The organism is Rhizobium sp. 768_B6_N1_8, assembly GCF_051811225.1.
GTDB lineage: Bacteria > Pseudomonadota > Alphaproteobacteria > Rhizobiales > Rhizobiaceae > Rhizobium.
Window position 1 is genome coordinate 97,638 of sequence record NZ_JBPWPV010000005.1, and the last position, 25,871, is coordinate 123,508.

A 25,871-nucleotide genomic window follows, 5' to 3' on the forward strand; every position below is an offset into this window, starting at 1 on the left:
CCTTCGGTGTGGTCTTGTGGTCAGCACATTCGCACCATCCAATTTCTCAAGCAATTTCGGCGAGTCAATGACGGTTGAACCAGGGACATTTTCCGAGATCGAGCAGGAGGCCATCGTCCTCAGTGCTGTCATCAGTATGGTCGACGACATGGTCAATCACGCGATCTTCTGTCCCCTTGACGATAAGCGCACTGACACGAACCTCCTTCCACAGACCGCCGGAAGCCTGCGGCAGTTCGGGACCTTCCTCCGGGACTTTCTGTCACCGGTAACGGGTAAGGGTGGCTCGCGCCTGCCATTCAGCCTGCCAAAGCCGCCAAAGGATGGCAGTAAAGTCGATCACACGACACTTTATTATCTGAAGCGCATCTGCGAGAAACCGCTGATCGGAACGAAAATCGATCACCTCAGCCGGATCGTTCAAGAGTTCAGCGACTGGCTCGAGGCCTATTCTTTCGTAGAAAAGGTCTGGTTAGGCAGTATCGAGGTGAAGGTGGATCTTCGGATCAAGCGAATCGAATTCATCCGTATGAGCGGTGACATCGGAAAGCACAACTTCCTGCGTCTGGGTGGGCAAGCAAATTCCCTCCGCAGGATCTTGGCCGATAACAAGGTCGAGATCGATGAGAGCGACGCATATCTGGCATTGCCGGACTGTTGGGATTGGTTTCACACCCACTTGCTCGCCTACCACGCCAGCACGATCGCGGAGTTTTTGAACAACATCCGTTATGCGATCCGGCTCTACATCACGCCAGTGGCGAAGGAACGGTACAGAGTGACTGGAAATGTCGATGGATTGGAGATGTTCACTTTCGAGCGGCCAGACGAGATCGTCAACAAGTTCGCTTGGGCCCAGTTCTTCGAGCTGATGCAGGGATCACTACGGCAGCCGAATTTCCCGCCTTTCAGCGTAGCCCAGACAATGAAGATGCGGTTCTGACCGAGGAGAATATCAGTATGGCAAAAATCTTCGATCGGTTGGCCATGATGCAGCTAACCGGACATTGGGCGACGGTTTTCGCGCGAATGCCGTCAAAGTATGCGAGCAGCACGTCCGCTTCGTCGTGTGGCACTGTTATAATAGCTGGATGCCTGCTGGACCGAGCGATGCCGTGACTGCTCCATCGCCTCGGGGAGGGGGATACCGCGGTTGGCGGCCTCGGTCAGATATCCCGACCGCAGCCCGTGCGCCGAAAAGTCCCCACTCTCCAACCCGGCCATCTCAGCCCGCTGCTTGAGGATTGCGTTGACCGACTGCGGATCGATCGCCCGCCGCGATACAGTTCCCCAGCGTCCGATAGCCCGAAACACGCTTCCGCTCTCGATCTTGGCTGCCGCCATCCAGGCATTGAGCGCCTCCACCGGCCGGCCGGTCAGATTGACGACATCGTCCTGTTCCCCGGAGGTGGTTTTGGTGCGACCGAGATGGATGGCGAGAGAGGGGAGGGGAGGGCCATCGGGTATCTCGATCGGCGGCTCGACGGTCAGCTGCTCGCATCGAAGCCCGGCAATCTCGCTGCGGCGGCGGCCGCCGGACGCGAATGCGACCATCAGGATCGCCCGGTCCCGCAGATCGCGCAGGCTCTCGGTCGCGCAGGTCGCCAGTAGTTTTGCCAGGACGTCACCGGTGACCGCCTTGGCGCTCTTGCGGCCCCGCGTCCGGGGGACAGCGCGAACCGCAAGGCGGATGGCCGATTTCAAGGCCGGGGAGGCGAACGCGCCGTCCAGGCCACGCCATTTGGTCAGCGTCGACCAGTTCGCCATCCGCCGGCGCACCGTGGCGGGCGCGTGGGGGCCAACGGACTTCAGAAATCCTTGGCTCCGTAGGTTCTCGTCTACCGCGGCCGACATACCGTGATCGGCGTCCGTCTCGCGTCGGTGCGGATCCCAGAGGTGATGCGCGACGAATTTCAAAAGCAGCGCCTCGGGCGCCGGCCAGGGCAGGGAGGATCCGGTCGCGGCCATGCCCCAAGCTTCGAGATAGGCGAGATCCGAAGTCAGGGCGCGCAGCGTATTGTCACCCATGCCCTGGTTGACGAGATGGCGCAGCGTCTCGACATCCTGGTCGGTCAAAAGTTCGGCGAGCTCGTCGCGACGCTCGATCGGCAGCACGGCGGCGATGGTGTCGAGTTCTTCGGCGCGCCGCTCGACGGCGGTCAGTGGTGTCTTCGGTTTGGCCACAGGCGCTCCAAAAGGACGGTTTCGGCGGCCTCTGAGACCGTGATTTGCCCCGATTCTTTCCGATTTGCAGGCCGAAATCAATCTACCATCGATAAGAGATACTTATCGATGGTTATAGGCATGACCGTCGATCATAGCATGTGAGGAACCGCAATATTCATATAGAGTTCCTATAAGAAATCATTTACCATGATTTCAATGGCTTACGATCTCGCGAAAATCAGCATGACAGCCCTGATCGGGCCGGCTTTCGACGCCGGTATCGCGCTGACGCGGCTGGACGAGCGTATCGCCCGTTCGCCGGTCGGCCAGGGTTTTCTCGAGCGCGCCCAGTTCGCCGATGCCTGCGCTTCGCTGTGGATCGACGGCGAACTCGTCCATCTCGAAGACCTCGTCCTTCATGATGCAACACGCGATATTCGCACGCCAACCCACGAACTGACAATCGCCCGCGACGTGCTCCGGACCCGCCGACGCATCGCCGCACAGCCGCCGGATTGGGCTTTGTCCGCAGAGGGTATCCGAACTTTGCGACAGACGTCGGACATCAATCCGATAGGCGCGGAGGCGGTGGAGCCGACCGATGCCATTCGGCGCGTGGTCGCGACCGATCCGGAAGGGGAGGGCGCCGACGACGCCGACACCGAAAATCTGCCCAGTCTCGACTATGCGGCCATCGACGCGGTGCTCGCCCGATCCGACGCGGCGATCGAAAAGGCAACACGGCCCGGCCGCGCCGCGGCGGGCAGCCGTGCGTCGGAGAAAGATCCGATGATCTACGATCTCGATTGGGACGAGGATGCCAGGCTCGACGAGTGGCGCGGCGTGTTGCGACAGATAGGCGATCTCCCGGCGGTGCTGCAGGCGATCGTTGCCCTCGATGGCTGGAACGAGCTTTCCGTGCTGCAGCACGCGCCCTGGCTCGGCCGGCTGTTTGCTGCATCGATCCTGCGCCAGTCGGGCATCACGTTAGGTGCTCATCTCGCTGGCATCAACCTTGGCCTGAAAACCATTCCCGTCGGTCGGCGCCGGCATCGTGATCGGGAGACCCGGCTGCTCGCCATCGCCCATGGGCTGATCGCGGCCGCGGAGATCGGGCTGAAGGAGCATGACCGGCTGGCGTTGGCGAAAACAATGATGGACCGAAAACTGGAGGGGAGGCGGACATCGTCTAAATTGCCGGAGCTGGTCGAACTGGTGATGGCAAGGCCGCTGGTGTCGGCCAAAATGGTGGCGAAGACGCTCGAGGTGACGCCGCAGGCGGCGCGGCGGATTGTTTTGGAGTTGGGCTTGCGGGAGATGACGGGACGGGGGAGGTTTCGGGCGTGGGGAATAGCATAATGCGCGTTGGACGGTTGTAAACTCTCATCACTCCCGATCGCCGAGACTCATTATGCCAGTACGACCATCGGCTGCCCATTTGTCCCAATATGCCAACCGCGATTTTACAAATTCTTTGCGGTCGTCCGCCATGTGGGGCGTGCTATCAACGATCAGATCTTTGCCTTCAATTCTCGACCGATTTGGCGCCCAGAGCGGGCCCATCTCCAGTGTCGCCGGCATAGACACTGCTTGATACCCGCCGTCTCGAAACTTCACGGTCATATACTGGTCATGGTCTTTTATCGGATGTAGGCGATCGAACGTCATGTAATATTCGCCATCCCTACTGAGGTTGGCACGAAGGCCATTCAGTCGCGTGTTTCCCTCGATTTCAGATCGGCGGCCGTAAATCAGCACGTACTGAGGGACGAAGGTGCGCCAGCGCGGCAACCCGTCCATTAGGTAGTGATCACAGAACAATCTCTGGTTTGAAGCGTCGCGGAACCAGCTTTTCCAATGGGCGATTTGATTTTGCGCCTGGGTGAATTGCGCTGTCGGTTGACCACTTTTGGTGAACATCTTTTTCTTCGGGGACTCTATCTCAACAAGTACCGCATAAATGTGCAAACTGTCAGTCGCGAGCCACAGAAAGTCTGGGATATGCTCGCTGAAGCCCGGCAGAGATGGTTGAGTGATCATCGCTGCGGGGAACGCGCTGTGCCCCGATGGACCTGACATGCTCTGCCCGCCAGGGACCATGCACGGATGTGTCTCAAGAAATTTTTGGAAGATCGCCTCGTCGTGATGCTCAGCTGAATCAAGCAAGTCGCGCCAATCTCGCCGCACCAGCTCGCTATAGCGTTCCCAAGTTAAAGGTGGGGGCCCGCTTTCCAGTTTATAGGTTCGCTCAGCAGTCAGCACTTCTTTGCCCCTTGATGCTTTTCCCAATCGGTCACTCGCCATCCCTCTTCGCCAATCGATCGGGAGGTCTATCGGATTTCGCCTGTCACGCTCATTCAGCCGAGGATCGTGCCCGGCACAAATCGTACCGTTATTGCGATAGTCGCTTTAAGGTTCGAGCACATACTCGCCGAAACCGACTGGCTCCCGCTTCCAGCCATCCCCATACACCAGTTCGCGCAATTGCCCATAAAACGGCTAGCCCACCGCACCAATACGGTAGAGTTGTTTCCGTAACGCCCCAAAAGCTCTTGCCCCAGTCGTACAGGGCACTTCCAATCGCACCGAGCAAGATGACCCCTATCATATAGAACAGGAGGCCCGGAGTGCTCGCTTGAAAACTCGCAAACGCCGTAAAGTCCTGAATTGGATCTTCTTTCGAACCTTCACGCCAATGATAAATGATCAGGCGAGAGAGGAGCCGCTCCTCTTCGGCAGCGTCTCGCGCGGCAATCTCACGGCCACGCAGGTAAGAGGCCCATAGTTTTGCTTCAAGCCTGCGCACCTTTCGTAAAGGGGCATGCTGCGTAACAAGTGCATGACCAAGCTCGCGGATCAGAAAATAATGCACGCGGATGATATTAAAAGCGTTGGCAGAGGCCCGCTTTGCGATTGAATGGGGGAAGCTACGCTGTTCGTTCAGTCTGAGCTCGGTCAACTCTAATCGCTGTGACGAACTGACGAACACCTTCTCTTGCCCGACTATCTCTTGTGTGAATAGAGATTGGGTTTTGCCCGTAAGGTGTAGCCTGAGGCGAATATACTGCGGTCCAGCCCCAGCAAGCCGTAAGCGCGTGCACATGGCCTCGGTCAGCGTAATAGTCGAGCCAGGTCCTTTCAGGCCGTCTTCAACCGGCGTCAGGACGAGGTCGTCACCGACGTTCACTTTGTGAACAGTTACAAACGGCTCACCATTGGTTGTTGTCTCGTATCGCAGGTCGGTCTTGCTCCCGACCTCGACGACCATGTTAAAAACCGCGTCCAATGTCTGGTCGTAGGCCATCACCGCGCTCAGATCCTGAAACTGATCGAGTTGGAGCGATATCGGAAAATATAAGTAGATCCGTTTGACCAATTCAATCTCGGACAACCGAAGGCCGATGTCGAGAAAATTGGTTTTTGACGGGTTGTCTCGCCAAAGGTTGAAGTGAATCTCCAAGTTCGGCCGCTGCGGGTCGCGATCGATCGGTGCGGTAGAATGATCATACTCCTCCGGCTCGTACCAAATCGCCAAAGTTCCGTTCATCTCACATCAGACCTTTCAAACCTTCGAGCTCAATTGACGATCAGACTTTCATCAACTTCGCCTAGATCTAGAATGCTCGAAAATTGAGCATCGGTAAGCGCACGCAAATCCCACTTGGGCTGAACCGCAATGCCGACAACGTCCAGAAGAGCGGCGCGATTTGGGCGTTTCGAGAAGGCGGCGTTGTAGGTCAATTTCGCAGCGTACAATGGCCGCCCATCGTCGTAGCGATCCCTGAGCTGTTGTTCGCCGAATACGCTATGGTCCTTTGCAAAGGACACAAACGCGTTTGCGTCTTTAAAATGCTTGCGAGAGTAGGTTTCTTCCACCACGCATACCGAAGTTGCCACAGAACGATAATATGCTTTCCCTTGGATGTCCGTCGTGCGGTAAATTACGACGAGGTCGCCTCGTTTCATGCGATTTAAAGAGAGCCCAGCGATATAGACCTTATGAATCGAATTGGTGTGAGGAACGTCTTCTTCCGAAAATGGATCTTCTGTCTTGAGGATTGAGTCCGGCAGCAAATCCGTGTGGAACTCCGGCTTGATCGCCAGCAGCCATTTGGACTTTCCGGCGGTCTGCATCAACGGATAGTCTTTGACGATGTCATTCGCCAGGTCGGCAAACGAGCGGAGTAGAACGAGCTCTTCCCCATTGGGCGTGGATTTTATGCCCTTTTGCTCAAAGCCGTACCGCTTGAAAAGGCTTATAAGCGAGACGTGCGTATCGAAAACGGTAACGTAAACCTCTGAAACGCCCTCCAGGATAGCGTGATCAAAGATGCGCTTTATGATCCTTTCGCCGAGTTTGGTTCCTTTCGCATTTACCTTCAGAGTTCCCACCTTAAGCCGGCGCTTGGCAGGCAGAGGCGGATGAACATCTGTAATCGCTCCAGTCTCGACCTTGATATAAAGGAAACCACGAACCCCCTGTCCGACATCATCGTCAATGACATATACCGGTTCCGCCGCTTTCTTGGCGAACCAGTTTGAAAATTCCTGGTATTGCGCCTTCAAACTGTCGAAGAATTTGTCGTTGAGATCCACATCTTTGAATTTTGTCGGGCGTAGAGTCTGCCCCATGCGCCTTCCCCCCGAATCGTATGAAAATACAGCCTACCAGTGCAACGAATAGATCATTCCGCGGGCACAATTTGAAGTAGCGAGGAAGGTAGATTATCGAATAATGTTTGTAGCAAAGAGGCCAACTGCTATCCGCTAAAGAACAATTGTCTGCATGAGCCAGAGGCATCAACAATCTTTTGTGGCTACGGGGTAAAGGGGGCTCGCTCCGTCGTGCTCTCGTAAATAGTCCTCATAGGACTGTATGTCAGGGTTGCCCATATCAATCGCAAATTCTTCGCCAAAAATTGCTAGTATAAAAAACAGCAAATTCTTATCTGTGTAGACGAAGTCATACTCATGTAGCATCTCGAAAGTATCGGTCCCATCACGAAACCGCTGATCAAAGCGATAGAGACTGCGGCGGTGGAATTGCCATTCTTTAGGCTTCTCTCCAACGCGGACAAATTTTCTCAAAGCCTCCAAACCTTCGTTAGAAAGCAATTCTTCGCGCCAACCGTCGACTTGCATGACCCTCAGCGCGAGCGCTTCGATCGCAACTTTCCCAATGAAGCGAGACATGAGATGAGGATCGACTTGTGATTTGTGTGGGATGGGCACCAGCAAAGTGCCTTGAGTTTCCGCGAGCAAGGAACGTTCAAGCTCACTGGCTCGGCTCCTATCTTTTGGCTCCACGAAAATCCCGGTTGCATCCATCCCGATGTTTATTGGAATTTTCGAATGGGAAATGTGGCCGCTCATGGGCGGAATACGGCCCCGTTTGTTTGGGACCGCCATCATGCTACGCAGGTGACGAAAGTAGTCCGTCTCGAGTAGCGGGCCTTCAATCTTCCGCGCGAAGTAATTGTTGCAGCGGTCGCATACGATGCCAGATGGCAGCGTATGCTCAAAGTTACCCAGTGATTCGGGAACAATATGCTCAACCGAGCGCGATTGCGTCGCATCCCCTCGACAAAAAATACATTGCTTGAAGTTCGTTCCCCCTAAAACTGCGGCAAGAATGCAGAAAGCCCAGTTCAAATTTGCGTTCCATGTCTCCCGACAAGAATATTCCTTGCAAGGAATGTTCCTTCGGGGTAGCAACTCCACAACATGGAGTAGCATAGCATGGGCAAACTGGCGGGAAAAGTTATCGAAGCTTCGGCAGCCACCGAGCCACGCGACGAGCATGCCGCCGGCGTCGATCTGCGTCGACTTCGGCTTCTGTCTGGATTGACACAAGCCGAAATGGCTATCCGCATGAATATCCAGCAAGCAGCCGTTTCAAAACTTGAAAAGGGTGGCGAGGTTCACCTGTCCACGGTCAAACGCTACGTGGAAGCTCTTGGTGCGTCGTTGCGCGTAGACGCAGTCTTTCCCGCAAATGCTCGCCTTGTCTTGCGCGTGAAAGAGACCTTCGACATTGAATACGGCAACGACGATCAGCTCGTCTTTCCCCTCTTGGCAGATGAGCCGTTTCGTCCGCAGCGAGATGTTGTTCTTTCCATTCGTCCGCAATACTCGGAGAAAATTATGGAAGGACGCAAAACAGTTGAGCTTCGCCGGCGATTTCCGGTTTCCGCGCCTGGGGGGACCTTGGCATACATCTATTCGACGTCGCCAATTCGAGCGATGGTCGGAATTGCGGAGATCAAGGATGTGCTGAAGTTGCCCGTGCAGCAAATCTGGTCCGAGTTTGAAGACACCGCATTTATCGAGCGCAATGATTTTGAAAGCTATTTTCAGGGTTTAGAGTTTGGTTTCGCTCTGCTCTTTGAAGATGTTAAGCCATTCTCCCGGCCCGTGCCACTCACGGAGTTGCGAGAGAAATTTGGATTCGAACCACCACAGTCATTCCTGTACGCGAGCCGCGATCTGCGAAAGGCCCTGAGAGATGAGGCAACAGTCGTATCTCATTGATACGAACATCCTGATTGGCCTGGAAGACTACCACGCGGTGGAAGCCGCATACGCTAAATTCTCAAGTCTCGCCGCGGCCCACAAGATCACGATTTTCGTTCACGAGGCGGCCCGCGACGACATCGCCCGCGATAAGAACGCGGAACGTCGCCGAATCTCCCTAAGCAAAATCTCAAAATACCAAGTCTTGGGAAAACAGCGCGGCCTGAGCCAAGCCGCTCTTGACGCTGAGTTCGGCCCTTTGAAGCGGCCCAATGACATAGTCGACGCAACTCTCCTCCACGCCTTGAAAAGTGACGCTGTCGATTTCCTTGTTACGCAGGACAAAGGCCTCCATGAACGCGCCTTCAAACATTCTGCCGAGCTTGGGCGGCGCATCTTGTTCGTTGGCGACGCTGTCGATCTTCTCACGCAGACATACGAGCCAAAGCAGGTCCCAATCAGGCATGTTGCCGAGGTTGAGGCTCATACCATCAACAACAAAGATAACTTCTTCGACAGCCTCCGCCAGGGGTATCCGGAGTTCGACGATTGGTGGCGCGAGAAGTGTGTTCGCCAACACCGCCCGTGCTGGGTTGTTTATGATGACGACGAACTCGCGGGTCTGATCGTTCGAAAGGATGAGAGTGCGACTGACACAGATGCGGTGACGAAAGCCAACAAGATCTTGAAAGTCTGCACCTTCAAGGTGGCGCCCGACAAACGCGGTGTCAAACTCGGGGAGCTACTTTTAAAACAGGTCCTTTGGTACGCCCAGCGCAACGGCTACGACTTGGCGTATCTCACGACATATGAAGACCAAGCGGCGCTGATGAACCTCCTGGAATTCTATGGCTTTACTCATGCCGGCACGAAAGACAACGGCGAGCTCATCTATGAACGGGCTTTTTCCTCTGCAAAGCTACTTGATGATCCCGCCATGTCGATTTTCGAGACCGCAAGGAAAAACTACCCCCGCTTTCTTGTGACAGACCAAGTTCGCGCCTTCGGAATTCCTATCAAGGAAGACTATCACGACACCCTCTATCCCGATCTATGGAAGCCTAAGCAGCCGGACTTCTTCGTCGGCGCTTCTCGGGCCGACCGCCCGACCCGGCCAGGTAATACGATCCGGAAAGTCTACCTATGCCGAGCGCCGTCAAACCTCGGCGACGCGGGCTCTCTGCTGTTCTTCTACAAGGGAGCATCAAAGGAGCGTCCTTCCCAAGCCATGACGACGCTAGGAATTTTGGAGAGCGTTACATTTGCGAGCTCCACCAGAGAATTGATGCAATTGACGGGCGGCCGATCGGTCTACAGCGAGCAGCAACTTGAGCGGTGGCAGGCGACGACGGCCCGGCCGGTCAAAGTCATCAACTATCTTTTGGTCGCCTATATAGATCCCGTGGTCGGGCTAGATGAATTAAGAGATTTGGGTATTGTGAACGGTAACCCGCAACAATCGATCTACGAGATTCGGCCTGAGATCCTTCCGAAGCTTCTCAATCGCGCCAACCTTGAGTTTGAGGTATGACCAGCGGTCACCGGCTTCGCGCCCTCTTCTCGGCCATTGAAATTAGCTCGGTCACGGAGGTTAAGCGGACATGCCGGCGACCTGCGAGCGCCAATTAGATTCGACGTGGACTACCGAATCAGCACATCGAGCTAAACAAGTAATTCCGCCTCGCTTAAAATGTCCTCCGGCCGAAAGAAACCCTTTGCACGAATTGCGGCCTTGGCGCTCGCAACGTCCGCCACGAACATCACGACGGCAAGATCTTGGATGGCGCGTGAGCAACACACGTAGAACAGTCGGCGGGTTCGTTCAATCACTGAGTCCTTGCGTTCGGCGATGTTTTCGTCGTCTGTTTTTGACAGGTCGGTGATCCCAAAATACTTGCCGTAAGAAAAAAGGGTTTGCCCCTTGCCCTCCTCGTCGTCGAGAAGAACCATAACTCTGTTAAATTCGGCGCCCTTGACACCCTGCTGGGTGGCGAATGGCGACAAGTCCTCGATGTAGGCTCGATAATTCCACAGCTCGCTTGCCGGACACGCAAAAAATGCAGTCATGGGGAGGTGTTCTGGATCGAGCTCATCGGCCGGATCGAGCGGGAGCGCGAGATGTCGAGACATTCGCTCGTCGGCGGCCAGCAGCGTCGTCTCAATCGCGAACGAAAGCAACTCTCTGATAGTCGTAGCAGGATTTGAAAAAAGCCGGTTGAGCTCAAGCGTTGCATCGTCAAGGCGTTTTAAGGTCTCGATGAAATCTCCGTTTGTCTTCGGAGCAGAAAGCGGACCCTTGTCCCGCAAAAGATTCATAATCTCGATCTCGTCACCGGCACGCACAGCGGCCGTCAAGGGCAGGAGAAAATTGATGAACGGCCGCAGAGGCCATGCAGTCCCGTCGACGAGACCTTCTTTCAGGCTGTCCGGCGAATCATCGTTCAGCGAAGCATAAAGATTTGGGAAACCAAGCCGCGTAGCGGCCATACGATGCACCACTACCAGCATCCGGACGCTGGCCTCATCATGATCGCTCAACCACAGAGGATCTTCGTTCGCCCGGCCAAGAAACGCTCGTACCTGGCCGACGCGTGCCGTGCGATGTTCGTCCGCGGGCAGTACGAAGATCCTCGCGGTGCCTTCCAATAAGACGTGCTGATCTCCCCGGCGGGTCGTCCTGCCTCCCACCTGTCGAAGGCCATCATCTTCGGCCCGTATCGCATTGACCACCCTAAGGACGCTCTGCGAGCTACGAAAGTTTTCCGGCTTCTGAATTTCTGTCCATCCATCGCCAAGTGCGACGGCGCCTGCGCCAGTGGTGTAGATCTTCTGCATTGGATCACCGAAGAACCCTACGCAGAATTCATGCTGAACGGTCTCCGCGACGGTACGAAGGACGTTTACGAAGTTCGGCGTGGTATCCTGGCTTTCATCGACGAAAAGGACAGGGTACCGGGCGGCAAGAAGGTCTCGAAGAAGTTGCTTTTCTGCTAGGAGAGCCGGGACCAACTTGATGATGTCCGAATGTCCAAGCACGCCGTGTCCGTAGTCGCTGCCTGTCCCGTATGTGAACCTGTCCAGCCCGGCGACGATCTCCTTCTGCAGTCGATATCTGGTGACCGCTGCTTCGATTTTCGGACGGGAAGCGGCACGCGTACCAGGCTTCGCGAGTCTATCGCTTTCTTTTGCAATCTTCTCGTCTAGCCGCGAGAGGATCCAGTCGCGGATATCGAACTGGAAAGACTGGACGAGCGACCACAGGAAGCTGTGAATCGTGGAGACACGGCAGAGAGGGTCGTCTCCGACGTCGCTTCTAATCTCGTTTACTGCCACGTCCGTGTAAGTGATGCAGGCGACCTGCTGTCCGCGCACGCGAAGCTCACTTCCTCGTGTCTGCGATAGATGAGACAGTGCTTTGATCAAGGATGTGGTCTTTCCGGACCCAGCCCCCGCCACCATGACGAAGTTCGTCGGCGGTCGCGTGTCGAGCGCCGTGCGCAGGTCGACGTCCGCCTGTGTGTCGGGCTTGCCAATTCGACTTGTCATAGGAGCTCCTCGAAGAGCCCAGGCTCCCCGCCGGCGTCACCTTCGTCGTCGCCGGGGTCTGGAGGCGTGACTTCACGTTCGAGCCACCGAAGTCCGTCAGCGATGTACCGGGGTACGAGCCAGTCCGACGGGTTCTGCTCCAGAAGCGCCAACGCGAAGTCTGTCTTGTGAAAGCTTGAGCCGGCGATCTTCCTGTGTAGACGCGCCGAGATTGCCGCCAGATCAAGCTTTGCAGCACCTTGAACACGAAGTTTGAGGTTCTTGCGATCCTTGTCCTGCGACCACACCAGATTTTCGAGTGCGAATGCCTCTTCTAAAGTTCGCCCCCCAAGGACGGCGGTCTCCTCCTTCCATGCGACATCGACAGCGGTCTGATACGTCACCCGAACAAGCGCTCTGTTGGCGCCTCTGACCTGGATGCAGTCGCTTTCTTCGGCAGCAAGCAGCTCCGCGATTGGCTTTTTACCTGGCAGCCACTTGATGAGCGTCTGGTTCGAAGTCACCGCGCCCTCGACCGAGACCATGCAGGCCGTTCCGGGGCCGGGCTCTCCGTCTTCGTCTTCAAGTTCCTCCTCTTCCTCCGCGACTACAAGCGCTCCCAAAGCCTCCTCATCTGGAGCTAGTTGGTTCGCCGCGAGAGCGTCGGCAGGCTGATCGACGTTGTCTTCGTCCACGTCGTGCTCAGGCGCCGCCCCCGGAAGGACACTGTCGATATCGGTTATGATCAGCGTCGTGATGCCGAGAAAGTCCACCAGACTTTTGAACCGGTGTCCGAACGCACCGCCGATTTCGAGGACGCTCAGATAGGCTGATCGGAGACGGGGAGCTGCGGTCGCTATCATCTGCGGTAGAAGAAGACGTTCGACATTCCCTTCGACAAGCACTGCGGCGTCCGCGAAGAAAAGGTCGCAATGAGTGAGCTTGAGATATCGCTCGAGGAAGTTTCGAGATGGTGATGATGTGCCGTGGTAGAAGGCCGACAAGTTGAGCACTTCGGACGTGTGTGAGGTCGCGCCAGCCGTACGTCGAAAATATCGAATGGGACGGAAGCCGCGCTCGTACAGAATGTGCGAAGAGTGGGTCGAAACCACGAGCTGGCTCGTGTAGTACTGGGCGTCGGCGCCGTCAATATTCAGTATGTCGAGGACTTTGCGGACGAATACCTGTTGAAGCTGGACATGCAGGTGGGCTTCCGGCTCCTCAATGAAGACCAGGTGAAGAGGCGGCCTGCTTTCTTCGACGTCGAGCCATCTCGCGTGCAGATCAAGCAGTTCGACGACCATGTAGATCAGGTTCTTGAACCCGAGCCCGTTGTAGCGGTCGGGGAGCGTCGGCAAGACGCCATGCTGATCTGCTTCGCCGAGTGCATAATGCACTCGCGTACCGTCCTGGGAGCTCATTATCGTAGCGGGGTTCAAAGCTGTCTTGATGAGCAGGCGCGGGTTGCCCAGACCGGGATAGCCAAGCTCTGCAAGCCGGTTGAGCGTTGGTCCGAATACCCGGTCAAGATGCTCGTTAAGCATCGTCTCCGAATCTGCCAGGGCTCGCTGCGCCTCGAAGTCTGCGGCTCGTTGCTCAAGGTTTCGCTGATAGAACCTTCCAAGGACTCGTGACAGCTCTTCCGCGCGCGTCCCGCCCGATGAATCGGAAAGGTGACGCTGTGCATGCAGGAAGTCTACCTTGACGAGTCCAGCGAGAATATCCTTTCCGCCACGGCCCTTGTCGGTAGATATCAAGCGGGGAACGTAGCCCGGTTGCTCGCGTAATTCGTCGTCGAAGCGAGGTCGATCAAGAACGTAGTAGCGGAGGTCGAATCCTTTACGGAGTCTAATGCCGCTCTCGTCGCGCAGATAGTCGCACAGCGTTCTTGGTGACGGATGATAGCCGGGAGCTCCGTTTTCGCCGGCGCGCGAGTTCGCCGCGGCAAGAGCGTAGGCGGCCTGAAAATCCCGTAGCAGCGCCGCGGGATCAGTGGCCGCAAATTCGACCCGGATGCCGACCGTGTTTCCCGTAAAGGAAAGGCTGGGAAGAAGATCGACGACTCTGTGGAGGTTCGCCGGTTCCACACTGAACCAGATGTCCATGGAGATTGCGGGTAGCACGGCGTCGGGAACGCCCGCTCCGAAACCGTCGATCGAATCCCAGCATTCCGAACTGAAATCGTGAATGGAAAACCGCTCGCGCGAAGCGGCGGTGAAGAGCTGGAGAGCGTGCGTGGCGGACGTCTTTCCGCTGTTATTCGCTCCTACCAAGATAGAAATATCGGAGGCAAGATCTAAGCGCACGTCTTGGAGGCGACGGAAGTTGCGAATTCGTATGGATTCGATGTGCATGAAACTTTCCGCCAACAATACCCTCAATAATTGTACTGTAGCTTAAGGAGGCGTGATTCGTAATTGTAAGCGGATACCCGCGTCTAGTTTTAATGAAGAATAGGGACGGTCTCAAATGGCTCGATGCACAGCACCATCGCGGGGCCACCGCACAGCAAGTGGTAGAGCAGAGTGCCCTGCTTGCGGTGGTGGCTCTAGCCGGTATGGCGGCTACGGGTACGGGGCGTATTCGCCCCCGTCCCGGTCATACTCCTCCCCGTCCTACTCCTCTTCGTCGGGCCGTAGCGGCGGCGGGTCCAGCACTGTTAGAGCGAAGTGGTCGAAAGCTGGTTCAACAGTGTTGTATACGCCCGTGGAAGCTAAGGCGCTCGAACCGATCCGCGAAACCGTTGAGAGGCGCGCGGAACTACCCGATCTTCGTGATGTCTTCCTATGCCATGCGTGGGCCGACCGTCTTGAAGACGCCACGGAACTCTATAATCAGCTCAAAGCGCGCGGTGTATCCGTGTGGTTCAGCGAAAAGGACATTCCTCTTGGATCGTCGTTCCTTCGCGAGATTGATAGGGGATTGGCAAAGTCGCGCATCGGGATCGTGCTCGTGACACCCGCGCTTCTGCTTCGCCTTCCTACGGGAGGTGTTGCAGACCGAGAACTTTCGGCGCTTCTCGCGACTGACCAACTCGTGCCCATTATTCACAACACGACTTATGATGCTCTTCGCAACGTCAGTCCGCTGTTGGCCTCGCGAAACGGCCTGAGCACTGGGGAGGACACGTTGGCGGTCGTGGCCGATAAGCTCGCTGATCTTATTGCCACTTAGCTTCCCGCACCCAGATCCTTAACGCCATATAAAAGCTTAAAGGAAGTACATGTTGACTATGAATGCATGTTCCTGTCGAAGGCAGATGGCAAGCACTAACGCTAGGCAGTGTGGACGGATTTGACCAAGATGAATGCTGCGGCGATGGAACGATCGGCAGCGAAATTTCGCTTCGTCTTCTCGCTGCTTATTGCCACCCGCTTCAAGCGTTTGAGCTTGGCGGCGGCCTGTGCGATGCGCGCGCGGCCTTTGTAGACTGCCTTTGCGAAGGAGCCCGGTTTTCTCTTCTCGTTGGATTTGTTCGGGATCCCCGGAATGATGGCGCCCGACCGTCCTGCATCGCGATTGCCTTTCCCGGCGTATCCGGCAGAGTTACGCCGATCCGCCTCACGCCTTTCGGCGATTGGCGCTGACCCGGTGCGCTTGATTTCGACCAGCTCGAGCCGAGAGGGTTCCCAACAATAGGCAATCCGTCCATGCTGCCTAGACTCGCACCCATCTTTTTTTGCTTACGGGAGAGGGTTGCCCTCGGCCTTCCGACTTGCACCTGGCCCTGGAATTTTTAAATTAGGTGAAATAGCTCGGCCATGGCAGATGAAACGGCTGAGTGTACGTGTTGCCCGGCCGCGGGTGCTTGGCTTCAAGCGTCATCATGACGAATTCTACCGCACGCTCCGATAGCGCGAGCCTTTCTGCCGAAAACGCATTGACGTCATCTGGCTCGAGATCGTTCTTATCGTTTTGCAGATGCAGCCGGTTCCGAATCCGCCTGAGAAGATCGAGGTCGTCGTAGAAGGTCGACTCAAGCTCATCGAATAGGTCATGCTTCCGGCAACTGGCGATGAGGGTCTCCAGTTTGTCAATCTGTTTGCCTCGGATATAAGTAATGATATTCGCCGGCATGCCCATGACCCCTTCACGGGTGAACCATTTGACCCGCTTGTGGAGGTCGTAGAGTAGGGCCTCAATGATCGCCACATTGAGGATGATCATTGGCTTCTGGAGGTAGCGCTTCCGCGCGGGGTTCGCCTCCTCCCGTAGGGTCCACAATGTGCGAACTACATCGAGGCTGTGCGCGACATTCCTGGCGAGCGTGAAGTCGCCTATGAACGAACTCGGGCGGTCGACAGGCATCTGCGTCTCCATGGGGGGAACCCTGAAAGGGACAAATCTCTACACCTTTGTGCAGTCGGGTCCAGATGTACACATCGTCTGACGGCTTGTGCAGCCGTGGACGCTTACTATCTCTGATATGACCCTGAACAGGAGCATCGCATGGATCAAAGTGCGGCAGATCTGCTGCCGAAAGTCTGCATCGAAATTCTTCCGCCGGACCGCAAAGAGACGTGCGCTTCGGATGCAACCACCTGTCCGTGTTGTCGAGAGTTGCGCCCGGCAACCAGCATGGATGAGGATGGCTGCGGGATCTGCGACGAATACCTGGTACCATGACCGCCGTCTGCAACGGACCTCCATCGGTTCAGGCGACTTTCGAAGACGCGCTTGCGAAATTGCCGGACGGTTATGTCGACGGAAATTTTGGTGGTCGAGCATGGGGCGTGACCGTCAAGCGGTCGCAGGATCTCAAACGGACTTGGCTCTATGGCGAGGAGCTTGGCGGGACCGATATCGTCAGCTTCAACCTCTATCGATTGATTGGGTCGGGGCCGATGCTAAAGCCGTGCGAAATGTCATCCGCCAAGGTGATCGAGTTCGTTCTCGGTTTCGAGCCCAGCACCCGAGAGCCTGCGGCTCGACCATAATGGCGGAAAAATGAGCACAGGATCTATATTGCTTTGCAGCAAGTGCATGGCTGCACTGCGATCTGAGCGCTGGCCGTCGAGGCAGCCTCTGATATCTTCAGGGCAACGAAGCAATGCACCTCCTCCCGCAGAGCTTCGTGTTTCAGGCGACCCACTCCTCCTCCCAAGGGGCGCCTGACGGAACAGCGGCACTCCTCCTCCCAGCCGTTGTTCAGTTCTTTCGAAGAGCCTGCCGCACCTCCTCCCGCGGCAGGCTTTTTCGTTTCCGATTCAAGTCCGGAATTCAGGCGTCAAAGCAGGCTGCCCTGTTCCACCGGCTCTCCGGATTTCGAGACAATCGTCGATCCGTACGGCTCGCGCGACGAAATGATCAGCGCGTCATTGGGTAGCGGGCGGGCCAAATCCTTGGCTTCATCCCATGGCGCCCGCATCCAAATGTCGGTCTCTTCCTTCGTCAGCAACAGGACGGGCATCGCCTTCTCGTGGATCGGCTTCACCAGGTCGTTGGGATCTGTGGTCAAGAACCCGTAGAGATCGTCGGTGGTCAGGCCGTCCCTGACCTTTCGGACACTCTGCCATTGCGGCACATGGAGACCGGCAAAGAACATCAGCGACTTCTCCTCATTGCAGGCGAACCAGGCATTCGGCACGTTTCCGCCAACCACCTGGCTGGCCGGATCCGGCTCGGCGAAGCTGGTAACCGGGACGAGGCATCTGTTTTCGACACCGAACCACCGCTTCCAGTGCGGAAAACTGAGCTTGCGCACGTTGGTCGTGCCGCGGTCGGCCTCCATGCGGATCAGTTCCTCAAGATCGAAGGGCTTACTTTTGGCCGCGAGCTTCTCGGCCTTGGCTTTGGCACCTTTCTCGAGTGCGAAGCGAGGGGAGGGCAGGCCCCATCGCGCGTGGACGAGCTGCTTCTTGCCGTCAGCCGTGTTCCGGACGATCGGCCCCATCTGGTCGGGGTTCATCTGATAAGCCGGCATCAGGTTGATCAGGCTTTCCGCATCCTGGGCCCATTTCGCGACCCAGTCCTTGTCTTCCATTCGATACAGGTTGCACATGCCGCGCCATCCCCTTCGCTCAGGTCGTGGGAGACAATCTAGCGGATGCCACTGATTTCGCTAGTCGAGCCGGAAGACGTCGGCATTGTCCTGCCGTTCCCGCAAACCCTTGTAGGACGCATGCCGCAATTTGCCGTCCGCCGTCCACGCCCGAAACTCGATTTCAGCGATCAGCGTCGGCTCGACCCATACAATATCTGCTTTTCCGGAATAGGGCACCGGCGGCTGCTTTCGCTTCCAGCGCAGCTTGTCCAGCATCTTGCGTAGCCTGTTCATCTCGGCTTCCTTGAAGCCTGTGCCGACGTTGCCGACATGGACGAACTCATCGCCGCGGTAAGCGGCAAGCACCAGCGAAGTGAAGCTGGAAGGCGACGCGGTCGATAGCTCATAGCCGACCACCATGAAGGCTTCGCTCTGGACGCATTTCACCTTCACCCAGGCGCCGGTGCGGCCGGAACGATAGGGCTGATCGAGATGCTTGCCGACAATGCCTTCCAGACCGAGGCGGCAGACGTTCTCAAGCAGGACATTGGCTTCGGCGTTGAGTGTCTCCGATAGACGGATGGCGCCGTCTTTGCCATCGAGCGTGTCCTCGAGAAGATGCCGGCGCGATCGGTATTCGACACCGCGCAGGTCATGGCCATCGAGATAGATCAGATCGAAGGCGTAGAGGATCGCATCGGAAGCACGATTGCCAGCCGTATTGCCGCTGGCCCCCAACGACTGCTGCAGCAGCCCGAAATCAGGTCGTCCCTCATCATCGAGAACAACGGCCTCGCCATCGATGATCATCGTCGCTGGCCCGAGTGCCCGGGCGGCCTGTTCGATCGCCGGAAACCGATGCGTCCAGTCATGGCCGCCACGCGTGAGGATCCGGATCCCCGTTGGCTCGATATGAACCGCCAGTCGGTAGCCGTCCCATTTCAGCTCCCAGCTCCATTGGTCACCGCTTGGCGGACGCGCTTTCAATTGCGCGAGGGCCGGCTCAACGCGATCAGGCATGGCGTCGAACAGAAGCTGTGGCTGCGCCGGGTTGCGCTTCCGACGTGGCTTCGAGCGGATCGGGGCTTCGGTATCGCGAAGAAGCGGCTTTGATCTCGGAGGCTTCGTCATGCCGAGAGTTCAGCACAAAAACCTTAAGAATAGTGTGACGTTGAACATCTATCCCCGCTATCCACCACTGCGGCCCAACGGGAACACGGAACTGGCAAAAATCTCAACTTTGGTTACGTCCTTGAATCCCCTTCGAATCTTTGGATTTCCTAATGCTGGGATAATATTCCTCAACTCTGTGGTGCTTGACTCTTTCACGGCATAAGAACAAACAATGAACATATAGCCCGTACGACATGATGTCGATCCTTTGACCACGATCTTGAAGGGAGCCGTGAACGATGACTGCTGCCCGCCAGAGGGTGATCTGTGATTTGCGCGACCGCATCGCGTCGATGGAGGGCGGATCCGCGAAGCGGGCTGGCGCGCTTTCCTTCGGCGTTGCCGAGATCGATGCGGCGCTGCCTGGCGGAGGTCTTGCCTATGGCGCGCTGCATGAGTTCGCGGGCGGTGGCTCGGGAACTGTCGATGGCGCGGCTGCCGCCCTTTTTGTCGCCGGCATTGCCGCGCGGACCAAAGGGCCCGTCGTCTGGTGCCTGACGCGGCCAGATCTGTTCTTTCCGGCCCTGGCGCAGGTTGGCCTCCATCCCGACCGCGTCATCTTCGTCGAGTCCGATCGGGAAGAGGATGTGCTCGCCAACATGGAAGAGGGGCTGTCCTTCGGCGGTCTCGGCGCCGTCGTCGGCGAGCTCGTCCGCCTGCCCATGGTCAGTTCCCGCCGGCTGCAGTTGGCGGCCGAGCGAACCGGGACCATGGCGCTCGCGGTTCGGCGATGGCGACGACAGACGGAGGCAAATGATTTTGGGCAGCCCACAGCCTCGACCACGCGGTGGCGGGTGAGCGTGATGCCGTCGGAAGAGTTGCCGGTACCGGGGGTGGGTAGGCCGCGTTGGTTTCTGGAATTGATGCGCGTGAAAGCGGGTGAGTGTGCTGAGTTTATAGTGAGGGCGTGCGATGACAAGGGTCGTCTCGATCTATCTTCCGGATCTGTCGACGGATCGCATTCGTCGGGCCGATCCGTCTATTCCGCCTGAACAGCCAATCGCCGTGATCGCGAGGAGCGGCTCGAAGAGATGGGTGTCGGCCGCCGACCCGGCTGCCAAAAAGGCGGGTGTCCACGTCGGCATGCCGGCCGCAATGGCGCAGTCGCTGATTCGCGGCCTGATGCTCATCGATGCCGATCCTGCAGCGGACGCCGCGGCCCTTGAAGGGGTCGTTTGCGGGAGGGGGCGGAATCCTACGCTAAGGCTTTGGCCACCGATATTCGCCCGTGAGGTTGATGTGTTCCCATCCCAGCGGAGAGATATGGGCCAGCAGATCGGGCGATAGCTGTTTCCCCTCGCGTTTCTTTCTGGCGACGACTTCACCGAGTTTCATCGTATTCCAGAAGATGATGATCGCTGCGAGCAAGTTCATGCCTGCGATCCGGTAGTGTTGGCCTTCGGCGGAACGGTCGCGGATTTCGCCCCGACGATGAAAGCTGATTGCCCGCTTCAGCGCATGGTGGGCCTCGCCCTTGTTAAGCCCAATCTGGGCTCGGCGTTGCAACTCGGCATCCAGAATCCAGTCGATCATGAACAGGGTCCTCTCGACGCGGCCGACCTCGCGCAAGGCCGTGGCGAGTTCGTTCTGTCGTGGATATGAGGCGAGCTTACGTAGAATCTGGCTAGGTGCGATACTTCCGGCCGCAATGGTAGCCGCGATGCGGAGAATGTCGGGCCAGTTGCGTTCTATCAGGGCCTGATTGATCTTTCCGCCGATCATGGTCCGCAAATGCGCTGGCGCTGACGAAGGATTGAACGCGTATAGCTTTTTGGATGGCAGATCGCGGATGCGTGGTGCAAACCGATAACCGAGGATGGCACAGGCGGCAAACACGTGATCGGTGAAGCCGCCCGTATCGGCGAACTGTTCGCGGATATGGCGGCCGGCATCGTTCATGAGCAGGCCATCGAGGATATAGGGCGCTTCGCTTGCCGTTGCGGGAATCACCTGGGTTGAGAACGGAGCATATTGGTCCGAGACGTGACTGTAAGCTTTCAGGCCGGGAGTATTGCCGTATTTCGCGTTGACCAGGTTCATCGCTTCCCCTTGCTCCGTCGCGGCGAAGAACTGGCCATCACTCGATGCCGAGATACCGGTCCCCCATAATTGGGCCATCGGCAAATTGGCTTGCGCCTCTACGATCATGGCGAGCGCCCGGTCATAGGCTTCGCCCTCGACATGCCAGCGCGCAATACGGATCAACTCCCAGAATGTATGGGTATTGGTGGCGTCGGCCATCTTGCGCAGGCCGAGATTGATCCCCTCAGCAAGCACGACGTTCATCAGCCCGATCCGGTCGACGCAAGGTGCCCCCGTGCGCAGATGGGTGAAGGCTTCACAGAAACCGGTCGCAGCATCCACTTCCAACAAGAGATCAGTGATGCGTGTTGACGGCATCTGCTTGTAGAGATCGAGAACCAGATCCTCCGCGCCATCCGGCACTGAGGCTGCAAGCTTTTCGATATGCAGGGTGCCGTTTTCAATTGATCCGCCGGGAATCGTGCCGATGCGGGCGGCACGACCAAGCTCGCGTAACCGGATATCGAGGCGCGCTTGTCGGTCTGCCAACCATTCCTCCGGCCGCAATGGCACGGCGAGACGGCCATTTTCCGCCACGGCTTGCGCGGGAACGAGAGCCTGCTTCAGATCGCCATAGCGCCGGGATCGCGCCAGCCAGACATCTCCCGACCGGAACGCATCGCGCAGGTGGAACAGCACCGCGATCTCCCAGAGGCGGATATCGCCAGCCGGCTGGGCACGAAGATGACGATGCCATTTCGAGCTTGGCCGCAGAAAGTCGGAATGCACCGAAACCCTTGCACCTCCACGTAGCGCCGTCACGGCGTCGAGCAGCGGCATCGCGACCGGCGCAGCCCGAAGATCGAGCAGGCGCAACATACGAGGAGCATAGCGGCGGAAGCGATGATAGCCGTCAAGCACATGATTGAGCGGGTCGGCCGTCATGGTCCCTGTCAGGCTGACCGCCGTGGCAACCAGGGTTTTGAACCTGTCCCAGCCCTCTCCATTGCCGATGACGGTTTCCAGCGGCTGGCCGTCATCCTGTGCATCCACTAAGGCCCCACCGATTTCGGCGAAGGATTTCAAGGTGGCGCGCACCGCAGTCGCTTCGTCCGCAACCTTCTCCTGGCAAATGCGCTCCGAAGCCCGGTAGAGCTTGCCAACGATGCGGTCATGGGTTTCGATTACGGCGTCGGCGAGCATCGCCTGCCATTCCGATGCGCAAACGGCCAGAATCGCAAGCCGTCTATCCTCCGGAAGATCACGCATGCCATCGGCATAATACCGCTCGCCCTGCCTGCGCAGCCGTGTCACTCGATGGGCAGGAACGTTGACCAGAATATCTTCGGGGAGATCGAGCTGTCGCAGGTATTCCAGCCGGTCGAGAAGCCGGTTGACCGACGAAGAGTTCGAACCGGGTTCGAACCGCCGCAGCCACACGAACCGGGTCATACGATCGTCAACCGTATCCTCAAGCAATGCCCGCAACTGCTCCCTGATCGGCGGAGACAGACGGTTGGCAATTCTTGTCTCGATCCGCCGCTCAGCATCGACCAGAGCCGTGGCGCAAAGCCGCTCGATCGTCGATGTCGCGGGAAGAACAATGCGGGTGCGGCGGCACTCGACCACGAAACGACGGGCAATGTCCTCGTTCGACACCGCCATCTCGGCTTCCCGGAAAAGCCAGTCCTTCAGTTCACGAGCGCCACGGCCGGAGAACGTGCGGAAGCCGTAAAGCATCCGCAGTTCGGCAAGGTGCTCGTGGCGCGTCTCCTCGCGGGCGGCATAGTCAACCAGATCGGTGGCATGGAGGCCAAGCTGCGCTCCGATGAACTCGACCACCTCCGCCGGAATCAGCTCTCCCGGAGCCAACACCCGTCCGGGGTAGCGCAGAACACACAATTGCAGGGCGAAACCGAACCTGTTGTGCGAGCGTCGGCGGTGCCTGATATGCTCGAGGTCCTCGTCGCTCAGCGTATAGTGTTTGAGTAAATCCGCCTGCGAAGTCGGCAGGCGCAACAGCGCGTCCTTCTGCCGATCGGTTAGAGTGACACGACGCGGCATCCATGTTCCTTTTTCAAAATCAGATAATGTTCAAGATGCTTTGTTTATGACGCTGGTTAAGATACAGTTCTGGGAAACAAGGCAATTGCGGTCGATGCGCCGCCTCAAACCATCGTTTAAGAAACATGCTGATCGGATATGCCCGCGTTTCCAAAGCAGATGGTTCCCAGTCTCTGGACCTGCAGCAGGATGCTCTTCGCGCAGCCGGCGTTGAGCAAGACAACATCTATGAGGATCGCGCCTCCGGTAACCGTGATGATCGACCGGGTCTGACCGGTTGCCTCAAATCGTTGCGTGCCGACGATGTGTTGGTGGTCTGGAAGCTTGATCGCCTCGGGCGGTCGCTCACCCATCTGGTCAACACGGTGAAGGATCTTTCGGAACGCAAGATCGGCTTGCGAGTGTTGACCGGGAAAGGGGCCGAGATCGACACCACGACTGCATCCGGTCGAATGGTGTTCGGTATCTTCGCTACGCTGGCCGAGTTCGAGCGAGATCTGATCCGGGAGCGCACTCTGGCTGGTCTTGCTGCAGCCAGAGCACGAGGTCGCAAAGGCGGTCGCAAATTCGCGCTAACCAAAGCGCAAGTTCGCCTCGCCCAGGCAGCCATGGCACAGCGCGATACATCTGTCTCCGATCTCTGCAAGGAACTCGGGATTGAGCGCGTCACCCTCTACCGATATGTCGGCCCTAAAGGCGAACTCAGGGACCATGGCAGACGGCTTCTGGGCCTACCGCAACTGGAACAATCGAATGCCTAAGTCTCATAAACTGACAACAATCTTGGCTGTGTGCATTGCCTTCCCCCCGTTCGTAGCTGCCGCTCTCTGAGCGCGCTTGCATGAGGTTGGCGGAACGGACAGAGGATCGATTCAACAGGTGGGGCCTTGCGGGGTCCGCGCTCCTTCATATCCTTGTGGGTGTTTTCTTACTGCTTTTGCCCGCCGCGCCGAAACAGGCCGAGCCGCAGGAGCAGAGCATAGAGGTGGAAATCGTGACCCTTCCCCCTCCCCGAACCGATCAACAGGCGAAGTCGGCACGGCAACTTGATCTTCCTCCTAAACGGCAGGGCGAGGGCATGCCGGCGGAAACGCCCGAGACTGCGTTAAAGACACCAGCAATTCCAGAGGCGGTCCCGGACGAGGTTCATCGTCGTGATGAAACGCCAACAGTGGTGAAGCCGTTGCGCATGTTGTCGGAGAAGGTGCTGGACGATCCAAGAAGCCGAAATGCCAGACAAGAGCTTGCGATGCTCAGGCCCGCGGATCAGATCGAACAACTATGCAATTTGGAAGCTATGGCTCAGGTCGGAGCGTGGAGCGAAGAGTATCAGCCTGATCGCGTTGTAGCCTATGCGATGGACGACCCGAAACTATCGGGAAACTCTTTTTCGGCAGAGGGGGCGGCTCTGCACAGCAAGCGAGATTGGTATAGGTTGCAATTCAAATGTGACCTCACCCCAGACCATAAGAAGGTTGCGGCCTTTGAATTTCTCATGGGCGATCCGATCCCGAAGGAAGATTGGGCCGAGCATAGTCTTCCCACCGAAGATAAGCCGCTTGATTAGGGCGGTTGGTATGGGCCGATCGCGAACTGTGTCACGACGCCAAGGAATGGAGTTTTAGAAGTATATGCGCTTGTTTTCGTGCGTTCTCGTCTTTCTCGCAGGTATGTTCCTCAATGCTCATGCTGCATCCCGGCTGCAATTTACCGTGCCGACGCCGACCGGCCGTGTTCTGGTCGAGAGCTTCGGGAACTGCGCGAACGCGACATGTCCGGCCGTCGTGATCCTGAGTGGCAGCAAAGGCTTCGGGGCCTCCATTTATGATGAGATCGGCCAGACGCTTCGGGCGGCGGGTTTGAATGCCTATCTCGTTCATGTCCTGTCGGCGGACGATCTCAACGCTATCGCCACGGCGGACAATGCGCGGGTGCGCATCGCCTATTATGGACAGCGGTTGCCGGACTGGATTTCCGCCGTTCAAAGCGTGGTCGCCTATCTTGAGAGCCAGCCTCGCCACGGCGGCAAGGTTGGCGTTCTCGGAATCTCCCTTGGCGCGCAAATCGCTTCGGCTGCTTCGGCCGGGCGATCCGACATTGGCGCGCTGGTGTTGGTCGATGGTGGTTTCCCGAACGGCTATTCACATCCTGTCCGTTCATTGCCGCCGCTGCTTTTGATTTGGGGAAGTGCCGACCGGACGTTTCCCTTGTCGGTTGGTCGCGAGATGCAACGGACAGCCCAACAGCTTGGACGGCCCGTTAGCCTTGATGTTTACGAAGGCGGTGCGCACGATTTTTTCTTGAGACCGGGAACAGGAAACGCTTCAGCAGCTCACCAGAGCGCGGCCGATTTTCTGATGTTGCAGCTATCGCGATAGTTCTTGAAGCTTAGCGTAGGATTTCGCCCCCTCCCGCAAACGCCCCC

Annotated in this window: 22 protein-coding genes and 1 pseudogene; 12 read left to right on the forward strand and 11 right to left on the reverse strand. The window is 57.3% G+C overall.

Annotated features, from left to right (window positions below):
• The first annotated feature begins 67 nt into the window (after positions 1–67).
• On the forward strand, positions 68–943 hold the full coding sequence (locus AB8B33_RS38705) for a hypothetical protein (RefSeq protein WP_439019480.1): 876 nt from the start codon (positions 68–70) through the stop codon (positions 941–943).
• A 92-nt stretch (positions 944–1,035) separates the two neighbouring features.
• Here AB8B33_RS38705 and AB8B33_RS38710 read toward each other — a convergent pair whose 3' ends face one another.
• Positions 1,036–2,184 (reverse strand): site-specific integrase, encoded by a 1,149-nt coding sequence (locus tag AB8B33_RS38710; protein WP_439019481.1) that lies wholly within the window; start codon positions 2,182–2,184, stop codon positions 1,036–1,038.
• A gap of 189 nt (positions 2,185–2,373) precedes the next feature.
• Between AB8B33_RS38710 and AB8B33_RS38715 the strand changes: the two genes are divergently transcribed.
• On the forward strand, positions 2,374–3,525 hold the full coding sequence (locus tag AB8B33_RS38715) for an RHE_PE00001 family protein (protein ID WP_439019482.1): 1,152 nt from the start codon (positions 2,374–2,376) through the stop codon (positions 3,523–3,525).
• A gap of 27 nt (positions 3,526–3,552) precedes the next feature.
• Here the strand turns inward: AB8B33_RS38715 and AB8B33_RS38720 are convergent, their stop codons facing one another.
• From AB8B33_RS38720 to AB8B33_RS38735, 4 genes are all read right to left on the reverse strand, one after another.
• A complete protein-coding gene (locus tag AB8B33_RS38720; protein WP_439019483.1) occupies positions 3,553–4,470 on the reverse strand; it encodes a Shedu anti-phage system protein SduA domain-containing protein in 918 nt (305 codons plus the stop codon).
• A gap of 88 nt (positions 4,471–4,558) precedes the next feature.
• Complete coding sequence (locus AB8B33_RS38725; protein ID WP_439019484.1) at positions 4,559–5,713, reverse strand: hypothetical protein; 1,155 nt, start codon at positions 5,711–5,713, stop codon at positions 4,559–4,561.
• 29 nt (positions 5,714–5,742) lie between these two features.
• Positions 5,743–6,798 (reverse strand): N-acetyltransferase, encoded by a 1,056-nt coding sequence (locus AB8B33_RS38730; protein WP_439019485.1) that lies wholly within the window; start codon positions 6,796–6,798, stop codon positions 5,743–5,745.
• Between the two features lie 168 nt (positions 6,799–6,966).
• A complete protein-coding gene (locus AB8B33_RS38735) occupies positions 6,967–7,818 on the reverse strand; it encodes an HNH endonuclease (RefSeq protein ID WP_439019486.1) in 852 nt (283 codons plus the stop codon).
• Between the two features lie 87 nt (positions 7,819–7,905).
• Between AB8B33_RS38735 and AB8B33_RS38740 the strand changes: the two genes are divergently transcribed.
• Both AB8B33_RS38740 and AB8B33_RS38745 read left to right on the forward strand, forming a co-directional pair.
• Positions 7,906–8,697 carry a helix-turn-helix domain-containing protein gene (locus AB8B33_RS38740; protein ID WP_439019487.1) on the forward strand — a complete coding sequence of 264 codons (792 nt, stop codon included), beginning with the start codon at positions 7,906–7,908 and terminating at the stop codon, positions 8,695–8,697.
• Positions 8,672–10,210: a GNAT family N-acetyltransferase gene (locus AB8B33_RS38745; RefSeq protein ID WP_439019488.1), complete on the forward strand. Its 1,539-nt coding sequence runs from the start codon at positions 8,672–8,674 to the stop codon at positions 10,208–10,210. The genes AB8B33_RS38740 and AB8B33_RS38745 overlap by 26 nt, the downstream gene beginning before the upstream one ends.
• 131 nt (positions 10,211–10,341) lie before the next feature.
• Here the strand turns inward: AB8B33_RS38745 and AB8B33_RS38750 are convergent, their stop codons facing one another.
• Positions 10,342–12,225: a UvrD-helicase domain-containing protein gene (locus AB8B33_RS38750; protein WP_439019489.1), complete on the reverse strand. Its 1,884-nt coding sequence runs from the start codon at positions 12,223–12,225 to the stop codon at positions 10,342–10,344.
• Entirely contained in the window at positions 12,222–14,558 is a 2,337-nt protein-coding gene (locus tag AB8B33_RS38755) for an ATP-dependent nuclease (RefSeq protein ID WP_439019490.1), read from the reverse strand. The genes AB8B33_RS38750 and AB8B33_RS38755 overlap by 4 nt, the downstream gene beginning before the upstream one ends.
• A gap of 352 nt (positions 14,559–14,910) precedes the next feature.
• On the opposite strand from AB8B33_RS38755, the gene AB8B33_RS38760 reads away from it, so the two are divergent.
• Entirely contained in the window at positions 14,911–15,378 is a 468-nt protein-coding gene (locus AB8B33_RS38760; RefSeq protein WP_439019491.1) for a toll/interleukin-1 receptor domain-containing protein, read from the forward strand.
• A gap of 567 nt (positions 15,379–15,945) precedes the next feature.
• Here the strand turns inward: AB8B33_RS38760 and AB8B33_RS38765 are convergent.
• Positions 15,946–16,512, reverse strand: a complete 567-nt coding sequence (locus AB8B33_RS38765) for a hypothetical protein (RefSeq protein ID WP_439019492.1) — start codon at positions 16,510–16,512, stop codon at positions 15,946–15,948.
• Between the two features lie 141 nt (positions 16,513–16,653).
• Here AB8B33_RS38765 and AB8B33_RS38770 point away from each other — a divergent pair, with 141 nt between their 5' ends.
• Together AB8B33_RS38770 and AB8B33_RS38775 are read left to right on the forward strand one after the other, a co-directional pair.
• Positions 16,654–16,830: a hypothetical protein gene (locus AB8B33_RS38770; RefSeq protein ID WP_439019493.1), complete on the forward strand. Its 177-nt coding sequence runs from the start codon at positions 16,654–16,656 to the stop codon at positions 16,828–16,830.
• Positions 16,815–17,141, forward strand: a complete 327-nt coding sequence (locus AB8B33_RS38775; RefSeq protein WP_439019502.1) for a hypothetical protein — start codon at positions 16,815–16,817, stop codon at positions 17,139–17,141. Before AB8B33_RS38770 ends, AB8B33_RS38775 begins: the two co-directional genes overlap by 16 nt.
• Positions 17,142–17,431: 290 nt before the next feature.
• Here AB8B33_RS38775 and AB8B33_RS38780 read toward each other — a convergent pair whose 3' ends face one another.
• Together AB8B33_RS38780 and ligD are read right to left on the reverse strand one after the other, a co-directional pair.
• Positions 17,432–18,205, reverse strand: coding sequence for an SOS response-associated peptidase family protein (locus AB8B33_RS38780; RefSeq protein WP_439019494.1), 774 nt, complete (start codon positions 18,203–18,205; stop codon positions 17,432–17,434).
• A gap of 60 nt (positions 18,206–18,265) precedes the next feature.
• The gene (gene ligD, locus AB8B33_RS38785; protein WP_439019495.1) at positions 18,266–19,318 is read right to left on the reverse strand and encodes a non-homologous end-joining DNA ligase; all 1,053 of its coding nucleotides are present in this window, start codon (positions 19,316–19,318) and stop codon (positions 18,266–18,268) included.
• 281 nt (positions 19,319–19,599) lie between these two features.
• On the opposite strand from ligD, the gene AB8B33_RS38790 reads away from it, so the two are divergent.
• Positions 19,600–20,352, forward strand: a complete 753-nt coding sequence (locus AB8B33_RS38790; protein ID WP_439019496.1) for an ImuA family protein — start codon at positions 19,600–19,602, stop codon at positions 20,350–20,352.
• Positions 20,273–20,587 (forward strand): annotated as a pseudogene (locus tag AB8B33_RS38795) (DNA polymerase Y family protein); the annotation flags it as partial. The gene AB8B33_RS38790 and the pseudogene AB8B33_RS38795, both read left to right, overlap by 80 nt.
• On the opposite strand, the gene AB8B33_RS38800 reads toward AB8B33_RS38795, so the two are convergent.
• Positions 20,561–23,446: a Tn3 family transposase gene (locus tag AB8B33_RS38800; RefSeq protein WP_439019304.1), complete on the reverse strand. Its 2,886-nt coding sequence runs from the start codon at positions 23,444–23,446 to the stop codon at positions 20,561–20,563. The pseudogene AB8B33_RS38795 and the gene AB8B33_RS38800 sit on opposite strands and share 27 nt — an antisense overlap.
• A 125-nt stretch (positions 23,447–23,571) precedes the next feature.
• Here AB8B33_RS38800 and AB8B33_RS38805 point away from each other — a divergent pair, with 125 nt between their 5' ends.
• The 3 genes from AB8B33_RS38805 to AB8B33_RS38815 all read left to right on the forward strand — a co-directional run bounded on the left by AB8B33_RS38805 (position 23,572) and on the right by AB8B33_RS38815 (position 25,824).
• Complete coding sequence (locus tag AB8B33_RS38805; protein ID WP_262519108.1) at positions 23,572–24,207, forward strand: recombinase family protein; 636 nt, start codon at positions 23,572–23,574, stop codon at positions 24,205–24,207.
• A gap of 224 nt (positions 24,208–24,431) precedes the next feature.
• Positions 24,432–25,013, forward strand: coding sequence for a DUF930 domain-containing protein (locus AB8B33_RS38810; protein WP_439019303.1), 582 nt, complete (start codon positions 24,432–24,434; stop codon positions 25,011–25,013).
• 145 nt (positions 25,014–25,158) lie between these two features.
• A complete protein-coding gene (locus AB8B33_RS38815) occupies positions 25,159–25,824 on the forward strand; it encodes a dienelactone hydrolase family protein (protein WP_439019302.1) in 666 nt (221 codons plus the stop codon).
• Positions 25,825–25,871: the final 47 nt, after the last annotated feature.

Coding starts and splice junctions, on each gene's coding strand:
- AB8B33_RS38705 (WP_439019480.1), top strand. CDS start 68: ATGACGGTTGAACCAGGGACATTTTCCGAGATCGAGCAGGAGGCCATC.
- AB8B33_RS38715 (WP_439019482.1), top strand. CDS start 2,374: ATGATTTCAATGGCTTACGATCTCGCGAAAATCAGCATGACAGCCCTG.
- AB8B33_RS38720 (WP_439019483.1), bottom strand. CDS start 4,470: ATGGCGAGTGACCGATTGGGAAAAGCATCAAGGGGCAAAGAAGTGCTG.
- AB8B33_RS38725 (WP_439019484.1), bottom strand. CDS start 5,713: ATGAACGGAACTTTGGCGATTTGGTACGAGCCGGAGGAGTATGATCAT.
- AB8B33_RS38730 (WP_439019485.1), bottom strand. CDS start 6,798: ATGGGGCAGACTCTACGCCCGACAAAATTCAAAGATGTGGATCTCAAC.
- AB8B33_RS38740 (WP_439019487.1), top strand. CDS start 7,906: ATGGGCAAACTGGCGGGAAAAGTTATCGAAGCTTCGGCAGCCACCGAG.
- AB8B33_RS38745 (WP_439019488.1), top strand. CDS start 8,672: ATGAGGCAACAGTCGTATCTCATTGATACGAACATCCTGATTGGCCTG.
- AB8B33_RS38750 (WP_439019489.1), bottom strand. CDS start 12,225: ATGACAAGTCGAATTGGCAAGCCCGACACACAGGCGGACGTCGACCTG.
- AB8B33_RS38755 (WP_439019490.1), bottom strand. CDS start 14,558: ATGCACATCGAATCCATACGAATTCGCAACTTCCGTCGCCTCCAAGAC.
- AB8B33_RS38765 (WP_439019492.1), bottom strand. CDS start 16,512: ATGCCTGTCGACCGCCCGAGTTCGTTCATAGGCGACTTCACGCTCGCC.
- AB8B33_RS38770 (WP_439019493.1), top strand. CDS start 16,654: ATGGATCAAAGTGCGGCAGATCTGCTGCCGAAAGTCTGCATCGAAATT.
- AB8B33_RS38780 (WP_439019494.1), bottom strand. CDS start 18,205: ATGTGCAACCTGTATCGAATGGAAGACAAGGACTGGGTCGCGAAATGG.
- ligD (WP_439019495.1), bottom strand. CDS start 19,318: ATGACGAAGCCTCCGAGATCAAAGCCGCTTCTTCGCGATACCGAAGCC.
- AB8B33_RS38790 (WP_439019496.1), top strand. CDS start 19,600: ATGACTGCTGCCCGCCAGAGGGTGATCTGTGATTTGCGCGACCGCATC.
- AB8B33_RS38800 (WP_439019304.1), bottom strand. CDS start 23,446: ATGCCGCGTCGTGTCACTCTAACCGATCGGCAGAAGGACGCGCTGTTG.
- AB8B33_RS38805 (WP_262519108.1), top strand. CDS start 23,572: ATGCTGATCGGATATGCCCGCGTTTCCAAAGCAGATGGTTCCCAGTCT.